Consider the following 18501-nt stretch of genomic DNA (forward strand, 5'->3'; position numbering starts at 1 on the left):
CGCGGGTGGCGCGGGCGAGGGCTCGGGCGCCTCGGTCGGCGCCTCGCGGGTCGGCTCGCGCGCGGGCGGGGTCGGCGTCTCTGCCGCCGCCGTCGGCCCGGCGGCGACCTCGAACTCGACGGGAACGCCCTGCTCCGGCGGCTCCTCGAACTGCTTGGAGGACTGCACGCCGACGAGAACTGCGAAGACGACGAGCACGTGCAGCGCGCCGGAGAACAAAATGCCGCGGCGCATGCCTTCCCGGTCCTCGCGGGCGGGGTCGATCTGGTCGTCCTCGCGCGGCATCGCCCTGCCTCGCAGCGCTCCGGCTCAGCGCCCCTGCGGCCGCTGGGCGGGCGCGGGTTGCGCCGGCCGCTGCTGCGGCGTGCCTGTCGCCTGGTCCATCTGCAGCGCGACGCGGGTGAAGCCGCCCTGCTGGATGGCGGACAGCGTCTCGGCGATCCGCCCGTAATTCGCTGCCCTGTCGCCGCGCACGAAGACGCGCGTCTCCTCCCGGTTGCGGTTCGCCGCGATCGCCTGGAGGCGGGGGATCAGGTCGGCCATCTCGATCGGCGTCTCCTGCAGGATGATGCCGCCATCGGCGCGGACCGAGACGACGAGCGGCTCGTCGGGGTTCGCGATGGGGTTAGCCGAGGTGCGCGGCAGGTCCACCTGCACGCCGACGGTCAGCAGGGGGGCCGCGACCATGAAGATGATCAGCAGCACCAGCATCACATCGACCAGCGGCGTGACGTTGATCTCGGCCATCGGCCGGTAGCGGCCCTTGCGGCCACCGCCATTGCCGATCATCCCCGCGGCCATCTCAGACCCTCTCGTCTGTCTGGCGCGACAGGATCGCGCCGAACTCGCCCGCGAAGCCCTCAAGGCGCGCGGCGAACCGGGCGAGGTCGGTCGAGATCTTGTTGTAGGCGAGCACGGCCGGAATGGCAGCGACGAGGCCGATCGCGGTCGCGAACAGCGCCTCGGCGATGCCCGGCGCGACGACGGTGAGGTTGGTGTTCTTCATCGCAGCGATCGCGGTGAAGCTGTTCATTATGCCCCAGACCGTGCCGAACAGTCCGATGAAGGGTGCGGCCGAGCCGACGGAGGCGAGGAACACCATCCACTTCTCGAGCCGCTCCATCTCCCGCTGCGTGGTGATGGCCATCGCCCGCTCCACGCGTTCGCGGATCGCCACCCGGCTGCCCTCCGAGGCGCTGACAAGGCGGGAGGCGGAACGGTTCCACTCGCGCATCGCGGCCGAGAACACGGCCTCCATCGGGTGGCGCGGGTTCTCGCCCGCCTCGCGGTAGAGGTCCTCGAGGTTCACGCCAGACCAGAACCGGTCCTCGAACGCCGCGGCGCGGGCATTGGCGCGGCGGAGCGTGACGGTCTTGTCGAAGATGATCGCCCAGACCCAGACGGAGGCGAGCAGCAGCCCGATCATCACCGCCTTGACGACGATGTCGGCCTGCAGGAACAGGCTCCAGAGTGACAGGCTGGCCGCCGCATCCCCCGCGAGGCCCGCCGCTTCAACCGCACGATCCATCGTGTCCCTTCCGCCTTCTCAGCCAGAGCCTCTGCCGCGATGGGGGCCGAGAAGCCCCCGCAAGGCGGCGGGGATGCGCTCGGGCCGCAGCGTCGCCGCCCGGACGCACACCAACCCGACGGCGAGCGAGGCCACCGCCTCCTCGCCACTCTCCCCGGACCTGAACACCCCCTGCGCGAGGTCGAGCGAGGCACCGCCCAGCCGGCTCACCCGCGTCGCCACCACCAGCGAATCGTCGAGTCGCGCCGGGCGGTGATACTCGACCGAGAGCGACTTGACGACAAAGATCAGCCCGTCGCGGGCGATCAATTGCTGGTGGGGGAGGCCAAGATCCCGCAGGTATTCGGTCCTCGCCCGCTCCGCGAAACGCAGATATGAGGCGTGATAGACGACACCCCCGGCATCCGTGTCCTCGAAATACACGCGCAACTGGAAGCGGTGGGCTTCGGGCTCCACCGCTATTCGGCCTCGCCGCCGCGCAGCAGGTCGGGTTGCAGGCCGGCCGGGGGCACAAGCCCGAGATGCCGCCACCCTGCATCGCCGAGCACGCGGCCGCGCGGCGTGCGCAGGACGAACCCCTCCTGGATCAGGTAGGGCTCGACCACGTCCTCGAGGCTGTCGCGCGCCTCAGCAAGCGCCGCGGCAAGCGTCTCGACGCCGACCGGCCCGCCGCCATGCCGCTCGGCGATCAGGCGCAGGTAGCGCCGGTCCATCGCGTCGAGGCCGCGCGCGTCGACCTCGAGCCGCGTCAGTGCCGCGTCCGCCGCCGAACGATCGACCCGCGTGGTGCCGGCCACAGTGGTGAAATCGCGCACCCGCCTGAGCAGCCGTCCCGCGATCCGTGGCGTGCCACGCGAGCGCCGCGCGATCTCGGTCGCGCCATCCTCGGCGAGGTCAAGGTCGAGCAGCGCGGCCCCTCGGCGGACGATCGCGAGCAGCTCCTCCGGGGTGTAGAACATCAGCCTGAGCGGAATGCCGAACCGGTCGCGCAGCGGGGTCGAGACGAGGCCCGAGCGCGTCGTCGCGCCCACAAGCGTGAAGGGCGGAAGGTCGATCCGCACGCTGCGCGCCGCAGGCCCCTCGCCGATGATCAGGTCGAGCCGGAAATCCTCCATCGCCGGGTAGAGCACCTCCTCGATCGCCGGCTGGAGGCGGTGGATCTCGTCGATGAACAGGACGTCGCGCGGCTGGAGATTGGTCAGGATCGCGGCGAGATCGCCCGAGCGCTGGATCACGGGCCCGGAGGTCGCACGGAAGCCGACGCCGAGCTCGCGCGCCACGATCTGCGCGAGCGTGGTCTTGCCCAGGCCGGGCGGCCCATGCAGCAGCACATGGTCGAGCGCCTCGCCGCGCGCGCGGGCGGCCTCGACGAATACGGCGAGGTTGGCCTTCGCCTGGGCCTGGCCGATGAACTCGGCGAGCCGCGTCGGGCGGAGTGCCGCCTCGCCGAGATCATCTCCGCGCTGGCCGGGGTCGGTGATGCGCTCCTGCACGGCTCAGGCCTTCGCCAGCGCGCGAAGCGCATCCGTCAACACCGTCTCGACCGTCGCCGCCTCGCCCTGGGCGGCGCGGGCGGCGGCTGCGGCCGGCTCTGCCTCGCCGCGGCGATAGCCGAGATTGGCGAGCGCGGAGAGCACGTCTGCGAGCAACGGGTCGGCTGGCGGGGCGTGCGCGGCGGCGGTGACGGGCGCGAAGGCGATGGGGTCGGCGAAGCCGGCCTTGTCCTTGAGCTCGGTGACGAGACGGGCCGCAAGCCGCGGGCCTACGCCGGGGGCGCGGGACAGCACGGCGCGGTCGCCGCCCGCGATCGCGGCGGCCAGCTGGCCGGGCGACAGCGTGCCGAGGAGCCCGAGCGCGACCTTCGCCCCCACACCCTGGACGGTGAGAAGCGTGCGGAACGCGGCGCGCTCGGCCACATCGAGGAAGCCGTAGAGGGTGATCGCGTCCTCGCGGACCATCGTCTCGACCAGGAGCGAGCAGGCGCCGCCCGGCGCAGGGAGGGAGGCGAGGGTGCGCGCCGAGACCGAGACGAGATAGCCGACGCCGCCGACATCGATCACGACGCCGTCCGCACCCGCGCTGTCGATGCGTCCGGAAAGCTTGCCGATCATCGCGCGAAGGCCGCGATGCGCGTGGCCGTCGCGCGGTGATGCGCGTGGCAGATGGCGACCGCGAGCGCATCGGCCGCATCCGCACGACCAGGCGCCGCTCCAGGAAGCAGCATGCGCACCATCGCCTGCACCTGCTGCTTCGCCGCGTGGCCCTGCCCGACCACGGCGCGCTTCACCGCAGTCGCCTGGTATTCCGCGACCGGAATGCCGGCGAGCGCAGGGGCGAGAAGCACCACGCCGCGCGCCTGGCCGAGCTTCAGCGTCGAAGCCGGGTTGCGGTTCACGAAGGTCTCCTCCACGGCGGCCTCGTCGGGCTGCCAGGAGGCGATCAGTGCCGCCAGAGCGGCGTGCAGGGCCGCCAGTCGTGCGGGCAGCGGCGCATCCGTGTCGGTTTCCACGAACCCGTCCGCGACATGGCGCAGGTGGTTGCCCTCGGCCTCGATCACGCCCCAGCCCGTCGTTCCGAGGCCGGGATCGAAGCCCATGACGCGCATCGCGCTCAGGCCGAGAGCCTGGCGAGCACGGCGTCCGACACCTCGAAATTGGCGAACACCGTCTGCACGTCGTCATGGTCCTCGAGCGCGTCGATCAGCTTGAGGATCGAGGCCGCCTGCTCCTCGTCGACCGCAGCCGTCGTCGTGGGGCGCCATTCGAGCCTTGCCTCCTCCGGGTCGCCGAAGCGTGCGGCGAGCGCCGACTGCACGGCGAACAGGTCGTCCGCGCCGCAGGTGACCTCGTGGCCCCCCTCGCCGCTCTCGACGTTCTCCGCCCCCGCCTCGATCGCGGCCTCGAGCATCGTCTCGGCATCGGCCGCGGCGGCGGGGTAGCGGACGACGCCGAGCCGGTTGAACATGAAGGCGACGGAGTTCGTCTCGCCGAGCGCACCGCCATGCTTGGAGAAGATCGTCCGCATGTCGGAGGCGGTGCGGTTGAGGTTGTCGGTGAGCGCCTCGACGATGACGGCGACGCCCCCGGGCCCATAGCCCTCGTAGCGACGGGCAACGTAGTCCTCCCCTCCCGCCTCGCCAGAGGCCTTCTTGATCGCACGCTCGATCGTGTCGCGCGTCATGTTCGCCTGGCGCGCGGCGACGAGGGCGGCGCGCAGGCGGGGGTTGGCGTTCGGGTCTGGCGAGCCGCCGCGGACGGAGACGGTGATCTCGCGGATGATCTTGGCGAAGATCCGCGCCCGCTTGGCGTCCTGCGCGCCCTTGCGGTGCATGATGTTCTTGAACTGCGAGTGGCCGGCCATGGCGCCGCCCTCCTGCCTCGTCTTTCGAGTCGCGTGGTCGGGTTCGGTGGCGGGCTTGTAGCAGCCGCAGCCTGCGGATGGAAACGGGGGGCTGGCCCGCTGGCCGTCGCTGCCCGGTTCCTACTTCACGGCGCGACCGTGTCGAAAGGGTTCAGCACAAGCGCGCCCAATGCTTGAACATCGGCCGTGTCGCACGTCACCAGCACGAGACCATTCGCCAGCGCCGTCGCGGCAAGAAGGGCATCGACGACGGGGACAGGCCTTATGGACGACATGCGCCCCCATGCCTCGGCCACGGCCGCATCGATGCCGAGAATGCGCTGGCCGAAGGCCTCGACCACCTGCGCAAGCCAGGCGTCGAGCGCACCGGCCTTCACAGGGGCGCGCGGACGCGCGGCCTCGATGCCTCTCCTGATCTCGCCCAGGGTGAGCACGCTCAGGAACAGGTCCCCCTCCTCCACGGCGCTCCACCACGCGGCCACGGCTGGGCGGCAGCGCTCCGCCTTGCGGATTTCCGAGATGACGTTGGTATCGATGAGCCAGGACAAAGCTCGAGCGGCCGTCCGAAGTCACGCGTCCGCTTTAGTTCGACGCCATCCAGAGGCGCGCTGGCCAGCAGGTCCTTCAGGCTGCGGTGGGGAACCGACAGAAATTGGCTGCGCAGCAAAGTGCGGGCGTCCTGGCCGCGCGTGGCGTCGGCCAAGGCGGCTGCCACCGCCCGGACGAGGGAAACGTCTTCAGCGCGCACCTGGAGCTCGAGGCGCTGCAGGCCACGGTTGCGCAGGCGCTGGCGATGCTTGGCCAGGGCGTTTCCGGTCGATTTCGTCTTGAGCGGCACGACAGCTCCTCATCACCCTTTCCGGAAATCCATCCGGAAATGGCAAGAGGCTCAAAACAGGACATCATCCCTCCGGCATCGCGGGCGAAAGCCCGCCACCCTGGCGCAGGGCTTCAACGCGCACCGCCCTGCCCGTCGCGTCATCGGTCTCGACGAACACGCCGCACACGGCCGCCTCGCCCTCGGCCGGCGCGAGCCGCTCGCCGGGGAGCTTCTTCCAAAAGCGCGAGACCGAGCCCGCCTTCTGCATGCCGATCACGCTGTCATAGTCGCCGCACATGCCGGCATCGGTCTGATACGCCGTGCCGCCGGGAAGGATGCGCGCATCGGCGCTCGGCACATGCGTATGCGTGCCGACGATCAGGCTCGCCTGCCCGTCGAAGCTCGCCGCATAGGCCTGCTTCTCCGAGCTTGCCTCGGCGTGGAAATCGATCACCACGGCGTCCACCGTCCGCCCCAGCCCGTGCGCGGCGAGCAGGGTGCGGGTGGCCTGGAACGGGCAGTCGAGCGCCTCCATGAACAGCCGCCCCATCACGTTGGCGACCAGGACCTTCTTCTGGCCCGCCGCGAACACGCCCGCGCCCCGGCCCGGCGTGCCGGGCGGGTAGTTCAGCGGGCGGAGAAGGCGGGCCTCGCCCTCGATGTAGGGGATGATCTCGCGACGGTCCCACGCATGGTTGCCGAGCGTCAGCACGTCGGCGCCGGCGGCGAACAGCGCGCGGGCGATCTCCGGCGTCAGGCCGAAGCCGTGCGCGGCGTTCTCGGCATTGACGATCACGAGCTCGGTGCGCAGCCGGGCGCGGAGGCCGGGCAGCGCGGCCGTCACCGCATCGCGTCCCGCACGGCCCACCACGTCGCCGAGGAACAGGAGCCTCATTCGGGGATGATCACACCGGCCTCGGTCGCCACCAGGTCGAGCGCGGCGTCGTAGGGGCCCGTCGGCACGCGGGGCTGGCGCTGCGCGGCATAGCCGATGCCGATCGCGAGAACCGGGCCAGTTTCCCGCAGCTCGGAGAGCGTGCGGTCATAGTACCCCGCGCCATGGCCGATGCGCCCGCCGGCGGCATCGAAGGCGACCAGGGGGACGAGAAGCACGGTCGGCGACGCCTCTCCGGCAGCGGCATAGGGATGGGCGGTGCCGAGCGGGCCAGGTTGGAGCGCGTCGCCGAAGCGGAAGCTGCGGAACGCGAGGGTCGTGCCGCGACGCCCCGCGACAGGCAGGGCGAGCCCATGGCCCCGGCCGGCAAGGGCGAGCATCAAAGGGCGGGGGTCGATCTCGTCCTTCAACGGCCAGTAGCCGGCGACGGTGGCGCGCGGCGGCAGGGTCAGCGCGGCGAGAAGGTGCCCGGCGAGGCGAAGGCCCGCGAGCGGCTGCCCTTCCGCCCGCGCCGCCATCCCGCGCAGGCGCGCCTCGCGCTTGGCGGCGACGACGAGCGCCGCATCGTGAAGCCTGTCGCTGTCGTGCATGAAACTCGTGCGGAGCCGCCCTGGCCGTTGGCTGTTCATCCTCCCAAGGCCTGCGCTACGCAGGTGGGCACCGTGTACCGCGGCCACGACCGCGACAGGGACAGCTCCCAATGGGAAGACATTGGCCCCGGGGATGACGTGCCTGACGCACCGGGCAGCCCCAGAAACAAGCTAGGCCTGGGCGAGCCGCGTGGCAACGCCTTCGAGCCTGCGCGCAAGGCCGATCAGGGCATCGGCTGCTGCGGCCTCGTCCACCGCCGGCTTCGGCGCCGCCCCGCCCGCCTCGCGCTTGAGGTCGGCCAGCTCGTCGGCCAGCATGATTCCGGCCATCACCAGGAGGCGGGATTCGCCGAGATTTCCGACCTGCGCCTTGATCGAGGCGACGCGCGCGTCGAGCTCGGCGCCGAGGGCCTCGAGATTCGCCTCCTGCCCGTCCGGGCAGCCGAGCGTGTAGGGGTAGCCGTTGATCTTCAGCACCACCTGCGCCATGCGCCTCGCTCCTCCTGCCCCGGCGGACCGCCGCTATTCCTGCTCCAGCACGCCCTGCAGCCGGGCGATCACGGCATCGAGGCGGCGGGCGGCCTCGGCCATCGCCGCGGCGGCATGGTCAGCCTCGGGTGCCTCGCGCTCGGCGGCGCGGTGCGCGAGCGCCTCGGCGACATCCTCGAGGCGGGAGACGGCGGTCTCCAGCGCGGAGGCGGCATCGGCGAGGGTCGGCGCGGCGGCTGCATCGGGCATGGGACTGATCCATCGAAGGGGAATCGGGCTTGCCGACAGAGGCTAGTCATCCGCCCCCCGAAGGGCAATCGACGAGGCCCGCGCTTCCCCCCGCCGTGATCGTGCGGGGCCTGACGGACGCGCGGGCCGTGCTCGCGCTCGGGCGGCCCGCGCTTCTGCTCTCGCCCCCCGAGGCGGTGACGGTTCTCGGCCCGGCCTGGTGGGTGGCGATGGTTGCTGCGGCGCGCGAGGACGGCGGAGCGGCGCCCGACATGCTCGATTGCGGCAGCCTGGCCGGCCGCGCGCAGGAGGCGCTGGCGCTCGGCGCTGGCGGGATCGTGTTCTCGGGCGAGGCGGGCCAGGCGGCGGCGCTGGCCTCGATCGCCGCCGCTCGCGGAGCGCTGTTCCTGCGGTTTCCCCCGCCCGCGCTCGACATGGGCGCGTATGGCGCAGAGCGGCGTCTCGCCCAGTGGCTGGCGCCCCCGGAGTGACTTTCCGGCGGGTTTCGTCTACGGAACCGCCGCCATAGAGATCGAGACGGAGGACAGAGGCCCCATGCGCATCACCCGCCGCGTCAAGGAGATCCTCTCGCACTACGAGAGCGACAATCCCGGTACGAAGGCCAACCTTGCCCGCATCCTGATGGAGGGCAAGCTCGGCGGCACGGGCAAGCTCGTCATCCTGCCGGTGGACCAGGGCTTCGAGCATGGCCCCGCGCGCAGCTTCGCGCCGAACCCCGCGGCCTATGACCCGCACTACCACTTCCAGCTCGCGATCGACGCCGGCCTCTCGGCCTACGCCGCCCCGCTCGGCATGATCGAGGCCGGGGCCGGCACCTTCGCCGGCGCGATCCCGACGATCCTGAAGGTCAACAGCTCCAACAGCCTCTCCACCATCAAGGACCAGGCCGTCACCGGCAGCGTCGGCGATGCGCTGCGGCTGGGCTGCGCCGCGATCGGCTTCACCATCTATCCGGGCTCGGAGGAGCAGTTCGGCATGATGGAGGAGCTGCGCGAGCTCGCCGAGGAGGCGAAGAGCGTCGGCCTCGCCGTGGTGGTCTGGTCGTATCCGCGCGGGCCGATGCTCGACAAGGTCGGCGAGACGGCGTTCGACATCTGCGCCTATGCCGCCCATATGGCCGCGCTGATGGGCGCGCACATCATCAAGGTGAAGCCGCCGATGGAGCCGCTGTCGCTCGAGGCGGCGAAGAAGGTCTACGAGAAGGAGAAGATCGACGGCTCGACGATGGCCAAGCGGGTCGAGCACGTCGTGCAGTCCTGCTTCGCGGGCAAGCGCATCGTGGTGTTCTCGGGCGGCGAGGCGAAGGACCTCGAGGGCATCTACGCAGAGACGCGCGCGATCCGCGATGGCGGCGCCAACGGCTCGATCATCGGCCGCAACACCTTCCAGCGGCCGCGCGAGAAGGCGCTCGAGATGCTCGGCAAGATCATCGAGATCTACCAGGGCAAGTTCTGAGCCTTGGCCACACCAGTCCAGACGGCGCGTGAGAAGGGGCGGCAGGAGAAATCCTGCCGCCTCTATCTCATCACGCCTCCGCGCTTCGAGATCGCGCCGTTCCGCGACGAGCTCGCCCGCGCCCTCGATGCGGGCGACGTCGCCGCCGTGCAGCTTCGCCTCAAGGGAACCGACGACGACACGATCCGCCGCGCGGCCGAGGTGCTTCGCGTCGTGGCGCAGGACAGGGGCGTCGCCTTCCTGATGAACGATCGCGCGGACCTCGCCGTGGAGACGGGGTGCGACGGCGCCCATGTCGGCCGCGAGGATGGCGACCTTGCCGCGGCGCGCAGGCTGCTCGGCCCTGACCTGACGCTTGGCGCGACCTGCCATGACAGCCGGCACCTGGCGATGGAAGCGGCAGAGGCGGGGGCGGACTATGTGGCCTTCGGCGCGTTCTTCCCCACCGGCACGAAGGAGACGAAGCACCGCCCCGACCCGGAGATCCTCACCCTCTGGTCGGAGGTGACGGAGATCCCCTGCGTGGCGATCGGCGGCATCACGGCGGAGAACTGCGCGCCGCTCGTGCGGGCGGGTGCCGATTTCCTCGCCGTCATCTCCGCTGTGTGGAACCATCCCGACGGCCCGGCCGCGGGCGTCAGGGCCATGAACGAGGCGATCGGAGCCGCATGAGAGTTCTCGCAGCCGCCTTCCTTCTCGCGGCCCTTCCCGCCTCGGCCCAGACACTGCGCGACGGCGCCTCGGGCCTCGCGATCACGGCGCCGCAAGGCTATGCCGCGACCGCCTCCCCGCCATCCGACCCCGCAGCCCCGGGCCGGGCCGTGTTCGACATACGCCGTCCGGGCGAGTCCGACACGGGATGCAGGATCGCGGTGAACGCCGCGCCGGCGAATGCTCTGTTGAGCCAGGAGCAGCTCAACCTTCGCGTCGCCGCGCCGCAGTACCAGCAGGCGATGATCGGCCAGCTCTCGCAGGTCTATCAGCTGCTATCCGTCAGCCCCGTGCTCCAGGGCAACGTGATCGGCCTCGCCGTGATCGGGGACTTCCTGCCACGGCCGGGGATGCCAGAGCGTGCGATGGACGTACGAACGCTCCTGATCTTCTTCGATACGCCGATCCAGCGCGTGACCTTCACCTGCATCGCAGAGCGCGAGGAGTTCCAGAACAGGCTGCCGGAGTTCGAGGCCGTCGCCCGCGGCCTGGAGATGCCGTGAACCGCAGCGCGGCCGGCCTGGCGGCGGCCTTCCTCACGCTCGCGCTTCCCGCAGCGGCGCAAACCGTCCGCGACGAGGCGACCGGCGTTTCCGTCACGCCCCCGGCCGGCTACACGGCGACCCTCGTGCCGCCGCAGCCCGGCCCGCGCCGTTCGGTGTTCGACATCCGCGGCCCGGGCGACACCGACACAGGCTGCCGCGTCACCGCGACGCCCTCCTCGCAATATGCCGGGCTGACGCAGGAACAGATCAACGACCGCAACACCCACCCGACGCATCTCGACCTCGTCGAGGCATCGCTGGGCGGGCTCTACGAGGTGCGCGAGCTCGGCTCGGTGGGGCTCGGGGCGATCGCCGGCATCGCCGCGGTGCTCGACAGCAAGCCGCGGCCGGATCTGCCTGCCCGGGCGCTCGAGATCCGCGCCCTTCTCGTCATGATCGAGACGCCGCGGCTTCGCGTCACGCTCCGCTGCATCGCGGAGAAGGCGGAGTTCCAGGCCCGCCGGCTTGAATTCCGCGGGGTGTTCGAGGGGATCGCCCTGCCCTGACCCTCACGCGGCGAGCGCACCGCGCACCGCGGCGAGCGCATCCTCGGCCTTCGCCGCATCCGGCCCGCCTGCCTGCGCCATGTCGGCCCGCCCCCCGCCGCCCTTGCCGCCCACCGCCGCCGAGGCGGCCTGGACGAGCGTGACGGCGCTGAACCGCGCGGTCAGGTCCGGCGAGACGGAGACGACGATCGAGGCCTTGCCGTCCATCGGCGAGACGAGCGCGACGACGCCCGAGCCCATGCCCTTGCGGATCTCGTCCGCCAGGCTCTTGAGGTCGCGCGCCGGTACCTCGACGACGCGGCCGGCGAACTTCACCCCCGACACCTCCTCGAAGGCGGGCGCAGCACCCGCGCCGCCGGTGGCGAGCTTCTTCCTGAGCTCCGACACCTCGCGCTCGAGCCTCCGCCGTTCCTCGACCAGCGCCTCGATGCGCGCGGGCACCTCCGCCGGCGGCGCCTTCAGCGCGGCTGCGGCGAGGGCGAGGTTCTTCTCCGTCTCGCCGATATAGGCCAGCGCCGTCGCGCCCGTGACGGCCTCGACGCGCCGCACGCCTGCGCTGACGGCACCCTCGCCGATGATCTTGAAGAGGCCGATATCGCCCGTCGCGCGAACATGCGTGCCGCCGCAGAGCTCGACCGAGTAGAGCCCCGCGCGCTCAGTGGCGTCGGGGTCGGCGCCCATCGAGACGACGCGCACCTCGTCGCCATACTTCTCGCCGAATAGCGCCATCGCGCCCTGCTTCACCGCCTCGTCGGGCGTCATCAGCCGCGTGACGACGGGCGCGTTCTCGCGCACCCGCGCGTTCACCTCCGCCTCGACCCAGGCGATGTCGGCCGGTTCCATTGGCTTGGGATGGCTCACGTCGAATCGCAGTCGCTCGGGCGCGACGAGCGAACCCTTCTGCGCGACATGGCCGCCGAGCCTGCGTCGGAGGGCCTCGTGCAGGAGATGCGTCGCAGAATGATGCGCGCGGATGGCGGAACGGCGGGCGCCGTCCACCGTCGTGATCACAGCATCGCCGAGCTTCACCACGCCCTGCTCGACGGTGCCGAGATGCACGAAGAGGTCGCCGAGCTTCTTCTGGGTGTCGCGGATGGCGATGACGAGCCCGTCGCCGGTGCTGATCGTTCCGGCATCGCCGACCTGGCCACCGCTCTCGCCGTAGAACGGCGTCTGGTTCAGGATGATCGCAACCTCGTCGCCGCCGCGCGCCTCGGCCACCGGGGCGCCGTTGACGACGATCGCCCGCACCTCGCCTTCGGCAGCCTCGGCCGTGTAGCCGAGGAACTCGGTCGCGCCGGCCTTCTCGCGAAGGTCGAACCACACCGCCTCGGTCGCCGCTTCGCCGGAGCCGGCCCACGCGGCGCGGGCGCGGGCACGCTGCTCCTCCATCGCCGTCTCGAAGCCGGCGACGTCGACGCCGCGCTTCTCCGCCTTCAGCGCGTCCTGCGTCAGGTCGAGCGGAAAACCGAACGTGTCGTAGAGCTTGAAGGCGACGGGGCCGGGCAGCGGCACGCCGGCGCCGAGCTTCCCCGTCTCCTCGGCGAGCAGGGAGAGGCCGCGCTCGAGCATTGCGCGGAAGCGCGTCTCCTCCGTCCTCAGCGTCTCGGTGATCAGCGCCTCGGCGCGGCCGAGCTCGGGGTAGGCGACGCCCATCTGGCGGATCAGCGCGGGCACGAGCCGGTACAGCACAGGCTCGGTCGCGCCCATCAGGTGCGCATGCCGCATCGCGCGCCGCATGATCCGGCGCAGCACGTAGCCGCGCCCTTCGTTCGAGGGCAGCACGCCGTCGGCCACGAGGAAGCAGGAGGAGCGGAGATGATCGGCCACCACGCGGTGGCTGACGCGGTGCGGCCCGTCCGGGTCGGTGCGCGTCGCCTCGGCCGAGGCGAGAATGAGCGCGCGCAGCGTGTCGGTGTCGTAGTTGTCGTGCTTGCCCTGCAGGATGGCGGCGAGCCGCTCGAGCCCCATGCCGGTGTCGATCGAGGGCTTGGGCAGCTCGATCCGCCGCCCGTCGGGCAGCGCCTCGTACTGCATGAAGACGAGGTTCCAGATCTCGATGAACCGGTCGCCGTCCGCGTCCTCCGAGCCTGGCGGGCCGCCGGCGATGGAGGGTCCGTGGTCGTAGAAGATCTCCGAGCACGGGCCGCAGGGGCCGGTGTCGCCCATTGCCCAGAAATTGTCAGAGGTGGCGATGCGGATGATGCGCTCGTCGGGCAGCCCGGCAATCTCCTTCCAGAGGGCGGCGGCGTCATCGTCCTCGTGGTAGACGGTGACGAGAAGCTTCTCCTTCGCGAGCCCGTAATCCCTGGTGATCAGCTCCCAGGCGAGCGCGATGGCGCGCTCCTTGAAGTAGTCGCCGAAGGAGAAATTCCCCAGCATCTCGAAGAAGGTGTGGTGGCGGGCGGTGAAGCCTACGTTCTCGAGGTCGTTGTGCTTGCCCCCGGCGCGGACGCATTTCTGCGAGGTCGCCGCGCGCACATAGGGCCGGTGCTCGAGCCCTGTGAAGACGTTCTTGAATTGCACCATGCCGGCGTTCGTGAACATCAGCGTCGGGTCGTTGCGCGGTACGAGAGGGGAGCTTTCGACCACCTGGTGCTCGTTGCGCGCGAAGAAGTCGAGGAAGGTGGCGCGGATGTCGTTCGAGGAGGGCATGGGTGTACCGGGTTCCGTTTCCTGGCCCCTCGGGGCCTGTCGCGTGCTGCGTATCTAGCGGGGGCTGCGCGGTTTTCCTAGGCACCGCCGCGTCCGGTGCCCGCGATCGGGCGGCCAGCGGCGCTCCCGGCCCCTGCCCATGGTCCCTGCCCACGGTCCCTGCCCAGGTATCCGTTGTATGCGGCACGGACGTCTCGATGAAACATTTGGCAGCCATGGTGCGCCGATGCAGAACGAAGCCGACCGCCGCCCCATCGCAGCGCGCAGCCTCGCCCTCACCCAGCGCATCGCCGCCGGGCTCGTCGCGCGCGGGGCATCGCCGAACGGGATTTCCCTCGCCGGCATGGCCGCGGGGCTGGGCGCCGGCCTTGCCCTCGCGGCGACCGCCTGGCGGCCGGACTGGGCCGGCCCCCTCTGGGTCGCAGGCGCGCTGCTCGTGCAACTGAGGCTTGCCGCCAATCTCTTCGACGGCATGGTGGCGGTCGGGCGAGGCATCGCATCGGCGAGGGGGGAGCTGTTCAACGTGGTGCCGGATCGCATCTCCGACACGGCCGTCCTGGTCGGGCTCGGCGTGGCGGCCGACGATGTCGCCTTCGGCCTTGCCGCAGCCCTGGCGGCAATGATGACGGCCTATGTGCGCACCGCGGCCCGGGCTGCCGGAGCACCTTCGGACTTCTCGGGGCCGATGGCGAAGCAGCAGCGCATGGCCGTGGTGACGGCCCTTGCCCTGTGGTGCGGCCTTGCGCCCTCGGCATGGTCGCCGGACGCGTCGCTCGCCTGGGCGGCCCTGGTGCTGATCGCGCTCGGCGCCCTCCTGACCGCCGGACGACGCCTCGTCCGCGCCGCCTCGGCGCTGGAGGCGTCGTCGTGACGCTCGCGGCCGCCTTCGACCATCCGGTCACCGTCGGCATCGTCGGCGCGACCGCGGCCGCGCTCGCGGCCGCAGGCGCGACCATCGGTGCGATGACGCTCGCCGGGCGCGGCAGCCCGGAGCTGCGCCGGGAACTGTGGCTCAGGCTCGGTTCCTGGTGCGTCCTGCTGCCGCTGATGATGGGCCCGGTCCTGCTCGGGCGGGAGTGGGTGATCGGCGCCGTCACGCTGCTCGGCCTCGCCTGCCTGCGCGAGTTCGACCGCGCCACCGGGCTGTTCCGCGAGCCGCTGACCGCCGCGCTCGTCGTCCTCGGCATCCTCGCCGTAAACTTCGCCGCGCTCGACCATTGGTACGGGTTCTTCGTCGCGCTTTGGCCGCTCACGGTCGGCGTCATCGGCGTCGGCACCATTCCGCTCGACCGCCCGGCAGGCTACGTCCAGCGCACGGCGCTCGGCCTCCTCGCCTACATGCTGTTCGGCGCAGGCCTCGCCCACCTCTCATTCATGGCGAACGATCCGGGGTACCGGCCGATCCTTCTCCTGCTGCTGATGACCGCGGCGCTTTCGGATGTCGCGGCGTTCACCTTCGGCAAGGTGATCGGCGGACCGAAGCTCCTGCCCGCGACGAGCCCCAACAAGTCCGTCTCCGGCGCCCTCGGGGCGCTTGCGGTGACGACGCTCCTCGTCGCGGGCATCTCGCGGTCGATCTTCGCCGGCACCGCGCTTGGGCAGCCCCATTGGCTGCTTGCGCTCGGGCTCGTCATCGGGGTCGCCGCGCAGGCGGGCGACCTGATGCTGTCCTCGATGAAGCGCGACATCGGCATCAAGGACATGGGAACGATCATCCCAGGACACGGGGGCGTGCTCGACCGGTTCAACTCGCTGCTGCTCGTGGCGCCGGCCGCCTTCCACATCATCGCCTACTTCGTCGGCTTCGGCCTCGGCGCACCGACGCGCCTGATCACGGGGGGATGATGGAGTTCCATCTCCGCACGGCACGCGATCACGCGCTTGCCCCGGCAGCACGCCTCCAGAGCCTGTCGCGGGAACGGGGCCTGGGCAGCCTCGTGATCGGCGCCGCCTGGCGGGCGCTGCTTCGCGCCTATCTCGCGGCATTCCACCGATTGACGGTGCAGGGCCGGGAAAACCTTCCGGCTCCACCCTTCGTCCTGATCGCCAACCACGCCAGTCACCTCGATGCGCTCTCGCTGTCGGCTGCCCTGCGCGGAGACGCGGCACGGCGGGCGCATGCTCTCGCGGCCGGTGACACCTTCTTCAGATCGCCCCTCGCATCCGCCTTCGCCGCCTACACGGTCAATGCGCTGCCGATATGGCGCAGGCGAACGCGGGCGGGCGAGATCGTAGCCCTGCGTGAGCGCCTGCTCGAGGATCGTCTTGTCTACATTCTCTTCCCCGAGGGAACGCGGTCGCGGAACGGGGTGATGGCGACGTTCCAGCCAGGAATCGGCGCCCTCGTCGCCGGGACGCCGGTACCGGTCGTTCCCTGCCGGCTCGATGGCGCTTTCGCCGCCTGGCCGACCCATCGGCGGCTGCCACGGCCCGGCCGGCTCCGGCTCACGATCGGCCCGTCGCTCACCTTCGACGCGGCGCCGTCATCGCGCGAGGGGTGGGAGGAGGTTGCGCGACGCTGCGAGGCCGCCGTCCGCTCCCTCGCCTGAGGCGAGGCACGGCCGCGCTTCCGCGACCGAGCCGTCACGCCGCTTCCCGAGCCCTGACCTCAGCGAGGCAGCGTCAGAACGATCGCGCCGTTTGCCGTCGCCACCACCGTGTGCTCGACCTGCGCCGCCCGGTGCGGCGCCGGCAGCGCCAGCGTCCAGCCATCGCCCGCCTCCTCGGCATGGCGGGCACCGGTCGAGACGAAGGGCTCGATGGTGAACACCATCCCTGAGCCGATGCGCCGGCGCTCGCGCGGCTCGTGCCAGGTCGGAATCGCCTCCGGGTCCTCGTGCAAAGCACGCCCCGTACCGTGGCTTGCGAGGTTGCGCACGAGACCGACGCGCCGGCGTCGCGCCTCGGCCTCCACCGCCGCACCGATTGCCCGCAATGGCGCGCCCGCGCGCACGGCCATCACCCCGGCCGTCGTCGCCGCATGCGCGGCAGCGATCAGAGCCCTGTCGGCAGGCCGGACCGGCGGAAGCGCGTAGGAGGCGCCCGTATCGGCGAAGAACCCACCCTTCTCGGCCGAGACGTCGATATTCACAAGGTCACCCGGGCGCAGCCGCCGCTCGCCCGGCACGCCATGCGCGATGGCCGGCGCGACGCTGATGCAGGTCGCCCCTGGAAAGCCATACGCGAGAGCAGGGGCAGGCCGTGCGCCATGGCAGGCAAGCTCGGCCGCGCCGATCGCATCGAGCTCGCGCGTCGTCATCCCCGGCTCGAGCGAGACGGCCATCAGCCGGAGCGTGCGCGCGACGATCGCGCCGATCTCGCGCAGCGCCTCGAGCTCGTCGTCGGTGCCGACGGTCACGAGGCCTACTCGGCGGCCTCGGCGTCCTCTCCGCCCTCTGCCATCAGGCTGTCGGCCACGGCGCCGGCCTGGCCGCGGATGCGCTCCTCGATCTTCTGCGCCACCGCAGGGTTCTCCTTGAGGAAGCCCTTGGCGTTCTCGCGGCCCTGGCCGATGCGCTGGCTGTCGAAGCTGAACCACGCACCCGACTTCTCGACGATGCCCGCCTTCACGCCGAGGTCGACGAGCTCGCCCGTCTTCGAGATGCCCTCGCCGTAGGTGATGTCGAACTCCACCTGCCGGAACGGCGGCGCCATCTTGTTCTTCACCACCTTCACGCGCGTCTGGTTGCCGACGACCTCCTCGCGGTCCTTGATCGCGCCGATGCGGCGGATCTCCATGCGAACGGAGGCGTAGAATTTCAGCGCGTTGCCGCCGGTCGTCGTCTCGGGGTTGCCGAACATCACGCCGATCTTGAGGCGGATCTGGTTCAGGAAGATCAGGATGGTCTTCGAGCGCGAGACCGAGCCGGTGAGCTTGCGCAGCGCCTGGCTCATCAGCCGCGCATGCAGGCCGACATGGCTGTCGCCCATCTCGCCCTCGAGCTCTGCCCGGGGAACGAGCGCGGCGACGCTGTCGACCACCAGCACATCCACGGCTCCCGAGCGTACCAGCGTATCGGCGATCTCGAGCGCCTGCTCGCCGCTGTCTGGCTGGCTGATCAGCAGGTTATCGACGTCGCAGCCGAGCTTGCGTGCATAGACGGGGTCGAGCGCATGCTCGGCGTCGATGAAGGCGCAGGTACCGCCACGCTTCTGCGCCTCGGCTACGCAATGGAGCGCGAGGGTGGTCTTGCCCGAGCTTTCCGGGCCGTAGATCTCGATGATGCGCCCCCGCGGCAGGCCGCCGATGCCGAGCGCGAGGTCGAGCCCGAGCGAGCCCGTCGGGATCACCTCGATCGGCTCATGCTGGTCCTTGCCACCCATGCGCATGACCGAGCCCTTGCCGAAGGCGCGCTCGATCTGTTGCAGGGCCTGGTCGAGCGCCTTGTTCTTGTCCATGTCGGGGGCCTCGTCTCGCTTCCGGTCTTTCGCCGCCAGGTTGCCGCACCCGGCCGATTCTCGCGCATTTCTAGCATACGGGGAGGCGAGCCGCCTAACTCGGCCATCCGCCCCATGTTCACTGTTCGTTCGTACAGCGCGGCGCCGCGAAGCGAAAGCAATCGGAGGTTGATCCACCGCAATGCGCGCGGGGCGCCGGCGGCGTTCGATGGCGCAGTCGGGCTCCCGCACATCAGCCCGCGACGTTGCGGAACGGCTTGGCTATCCCCGCCACGCCGACGCGGCAGAAGAACAGACTGC

At 71.0% G+C, this 18501-nt stretch carries 23 protein-coding genes, 1 other RNA gene and 1 pseudogene; 8 read left to right on the plus strand and 17 right to left on the minus strand.

Features of this window, described 5'->3' with window-relative positions:
* The 14 genes and pseudogenes from FIF60_RS10100 to FIF60_RS10165 form a co-directional block, all read right to left on the minus strand.
* Positions 1 to 285 (minus strand): annotated as a pseudogene (locus FIF60_RS10100) (hypothetical protein); the annotation flags it as partial.
* A 24-nt stretch (positions 286 to 309) separates the two neighbouring features.
* Positions 310 to 801 (minus strand): protein TolR, encoded by a 492-nt coding sequence (gene tolR, locus FIF60_RS10105; RefSeq protein WP_144185954.1) that lies wholly within the window; start codon positions 799 to 801, stop codon positions 310 to 312.
* Position 802: 1 nt separating this feature from the next.
* A complete protein-coding gene (gene tolQ / locus FIF60_RS10110; protein ID WP_144185955.1) occupies positions 803 to 1528 on the minus strand; it encodes a protein TolQ in 726 nt (241 codons plus the stop codon).
* 18 nt (positions 1529 to 1546) lie between these two features.
* Entirely contained in the window at positions 1547 to 1984 is a 438-nt protein-coding gene (ybgC, locus tag FIF60_RS10115; RefSeq protein ID WP_144185956.1) for a tol-pal system-associated acyl-CoA thioesterase, read from the minus strand.
* A 2-nt stretch (positions 1985 to 1986) separates the two neighbouring features.
* Positions 1987 to 3021, minus strand: coding sequence for a Holliday junction branch migration DNA helicase RuvB (gene ruvB / locus FIF60_RS10120; protein WP_144185957.1), 1035 nt, complete (start codon positions 3019 to 3021; stop codon positions 1987 to 1989).
* 3 nt (positions 3022 to 3024) lie between these two features.
* Positions 3025 to 3639: a Holliday junction branch migration protein RuvA gene (ruvA, locus tag FIF60_RS10125; RefSeq protein WP_144185958.1), complete on the minus strand. Its 615-nt coding sequence runs from the start codon at positions 3637 to 3639 to the stop codon at positions 3025 to 3027.
* Entirely contained in the window at positions 3636 to 4133 is a 498-nt protein-coding gene (ruvC, locus tag FIF60_RS10130) for a crossover junction endodeoxyribonuclease RuvC (protein ID WP_144185959.1), read from the minus strand. Before ruvC ends, ruvA begins: the two co-directional genes overlap by 4 nt.
* 5 nt (positions 4134 to 4138) lie before the next feature.
* Positions 4139 to 4888, minus strand: coding sequence for a YebC/PmpR family DNA-binding transcriptional regulator (locus tag FIF60_RS10135; protein WP_144185960.1), 750 nt, complete (start codon positions 4886 to 4888; stop codon positions 4139 to 4141).
* 125 nt (positions 4889 to 5013) lie between these two features.
* Complete coding sequence (locus tag FIF60_RS10140) at positions 5014 to 5436, minus strand: type II toxin-antitoxin system VapC family toxin (protein ID WP_144185961.1); 423 nt, start codon at positions 5434 to 5436, stop codon at positions 5014 to 5016.
* Positions 5437 to 5790: 354 nt separating this feature from the next.
* On the minus strand, positions 5791 to 6603 hold the full coding sequence (locus FIF60_RS10145; protein ID WP_144185962.1) for a TIGR00282 family metallophosphoesterase: 813 nt from the start codon (positions 6601 to 6603) through the stop codon (positions 5791 to 5793).
* Complete coding sequence (locus tag FIF60_RS10150; RefSeq protein WP_204251161.1) at positions 6600 to 7193, minus strand: 5-formyltetrahydrofolate cyclo-ligase; 594 nt, start codon at positions 7191 to 7193, stop codon at positions 6600 to 6602. The genes FIF60_RS10145 and FIF60_RS10150 overlap by 4 nt, the downstream gene beginning before the upstream one ends.
* A gap of 8 nt (positions 7194 to 7201) precedes the next feature.
* A non-coding RNA gene (gene ssrS / locus FIF60_RS10155) (6S RNA) lies at positions 7202 to 7357 on the minus strand.
* A 7-nt stretch (positions 7358 to 7364) separates the two neighbouring features.
* Positions 7365 to 7682: a cell division protein ZapA gene (locus tag FIF60_RS10160; protein WP_144185963.1), complete on the minus strand. Its 318-nt coding sequence runs from the start codon at positions 7680 to 7682 to the stop codon at positions 7365 to 7367.
* A gap of 33 nt (positions 7683 to 7715) precedes the next feature.
* The gene (locus FIF60_RS10165) at positions 7716 to 7931 is read right to left on the minus strand and encodes a hypothetical protein (RefSeq protein ID WP_144185964.1); all 216 of its coding nucleotides are present in this window, start codon (positions 7929 to 7931) and stop codon (positions 7716 to 7718) included.
* Between the two features lie 29 nt (positions 7932 to 7960).
* Between FIF60_RS10165 and FIF60_RS21565 the strand changes: the two genes are divergently transcribed.
* The 5 genes from FIF60_RS21565 to FIF60_RS10190 all read left to right on the plus strand — a co-directional run bounded on the left by FIF60_RS21565 (position 7961) and on the right by FIF60_RS10190 (position 11148).
* Entirely contained in the window at positions 7961 to 8401 is a 441-nt protein-coding gene (locus FIF60_RS21565; RefSeq protein ID WP_158639157.1) for a hypothetical protein, read from the plus strand.
* 64 nt (positions 8402 to 8465) lie between these two features.
* Positions 8466 to 9386, plus strand: coding sequence for a class I fructose-bisphosphate aldolase (locus tag FIF60_RS10175; protein WP_144185966.1), 921 nt, complete (start codon positions 8466 to 8468; stop codon positions 9384 to 9386).
* 3 nt (positions 9387 to 9389) lie between these two features.
* On the plus strand, positions 9390 to 10058 hold the full coding sequence (gene thiE, locus FIF60_RS10180) for a thiamine phosphate synthase (RefSeq protein ID WP_144185967.1): 669 nt from the start codon (positions 9390 to 9392) through the stop codon (positions 10056 to 10058).
* On the plus strand, positions 10055 to 10600 hold the full coding sequence (locus tag FIF60_RS10185) for a hypothetical protein (RefSeq protein WP_144185968.1): 546 nt from the start codon (positions 10055 to 10057) through the stop codon (positions 10598 to 10600). The genes thiE and FIF60_RS10185 overlap by 4 nt, the downstream gene beginning before the upstream one ends.
* The gene (locus tag FIF60_RS10190) at positions 10597 to 11148 is read left to right on the plus strand and encodes a hypothetical protein (protein ID WP_144185969.1); all 552 of its coding nucleotides are present in this window, start codon (positions 10597 to 10599) and stop codon (positions 11146 to 11148) included. The genes FIF60_RS10185 and FIF60_RS10190 overlap by 4 nt, the downstream gene beginning before the upstream one ends.
* 3 nt (positions 11149 to 11151) lie before the next feature.
* Here the strand turns inward: FIF60_RS10190 and alaS are convergent, their stop codons facing one another.
* Positions 11152 to 13803: an alanine--tRNA ligase gene (alaS, locus tag FIF60_RS10195; protein WP_144185970.1), complete on the minus strand. Its 2652-nt coding sequence runs from the start codon at positions 13801 to 13803 to the stop codon at positions 11152 to 11154.
* A gap of 226 nt (positions 13804 to 14029) precedes the next feature.
* Between alaS and FIF60_RS10200 the strand changes: the two genes are divergently transcribed.
* The 3 genes from FIF60_RS10200 to FIF60_RS10210 are packed head-to-tail and all read left to right on the plus strand — an operon-like array spanning position 14030 to position 16352.
* The gene (locus tag FIF60_RS10200) at positions 14030 to 14674 is read left to right on the plus strand and encodes a CDP-alcohol phosphatidyltransferase family protein (protein ID WP_144185971.1); all 645 of its coding nucleotides are present in this window, start codon (positions 14030 to 14032) and stop codon (positions 14672 to 14674) included.
* The gene (locus FIF60_RS10205; RefSeq protein WP_239451581.1) at positions 14671 to 15648 is read left to right on the plus strand and encodes a phosphatidate cytidylyltransferase; all 978 of its coding nucleotides are present in this window, start codon (positions 14671 to 14673) and stop codon (positions 15646 to 15648) included. Before FIF60_RS10200 ends, FIF60_RS10205 begins: the two co-directional genes overlap by 4 nt.
* A complete protein-coding gene (locus FIF60_RS10210; RefSeq protein ID WP_239451582.1) occupies positions 15645 to 16352 on the plus strand; it encodes a lysophospholipid acyltransferase family protein in 708 nt (235 codons plus the stop codon). The genes FIF60_RS10205 and FIF60_RS10210 overlap by 4 nt, the downstream gene beginning before the upstream one ends.
* Positions 16353 to 16411: 59 nt before the next feature.
* On the opposite strand, the gene map is transcribed toward FIF60_RS10210, so the two are convergent.
* A complete protein-coding gene (gene map, locus FIF60_RS10215) occupies positions 16412 to 17161 on the minus strand; it encodes a type I methionyl aminopeptidase (RefSeq protein ID WP_144185973.1) in 750 nt (249 codons plus the stop codon).
* Between the two features lie 5 nt (positions 17162 to 17166).
* Positions 17167 to 18201 carry a recombinase RecA gene (recA, locus tag FIF60_RS10220; protein ID WP_144185974.1) on the minus strand — a complete coding sequence of 345 codons (1035 nt, stop codon included), beginning with the start codon at positions 18199 to 18201 and terminating at the stop codon, positions 17167 to 17169.
* Between the last annotated feature and the right edge of the window lie 300 nt (positions 18202 to 18501).

Origin of the sequence: Elioraea rosea, from assembly GCF_007644105.1 — a bacterium.
In the GTDB taxonomy this organism is placed as follows: domain Bacteria; phylum Pseudomonadota; class Alphaproteobacteria; order Acetobacterales; family Acetobacteraceae; genus Elioraea_A; species Elioraea_A rosea.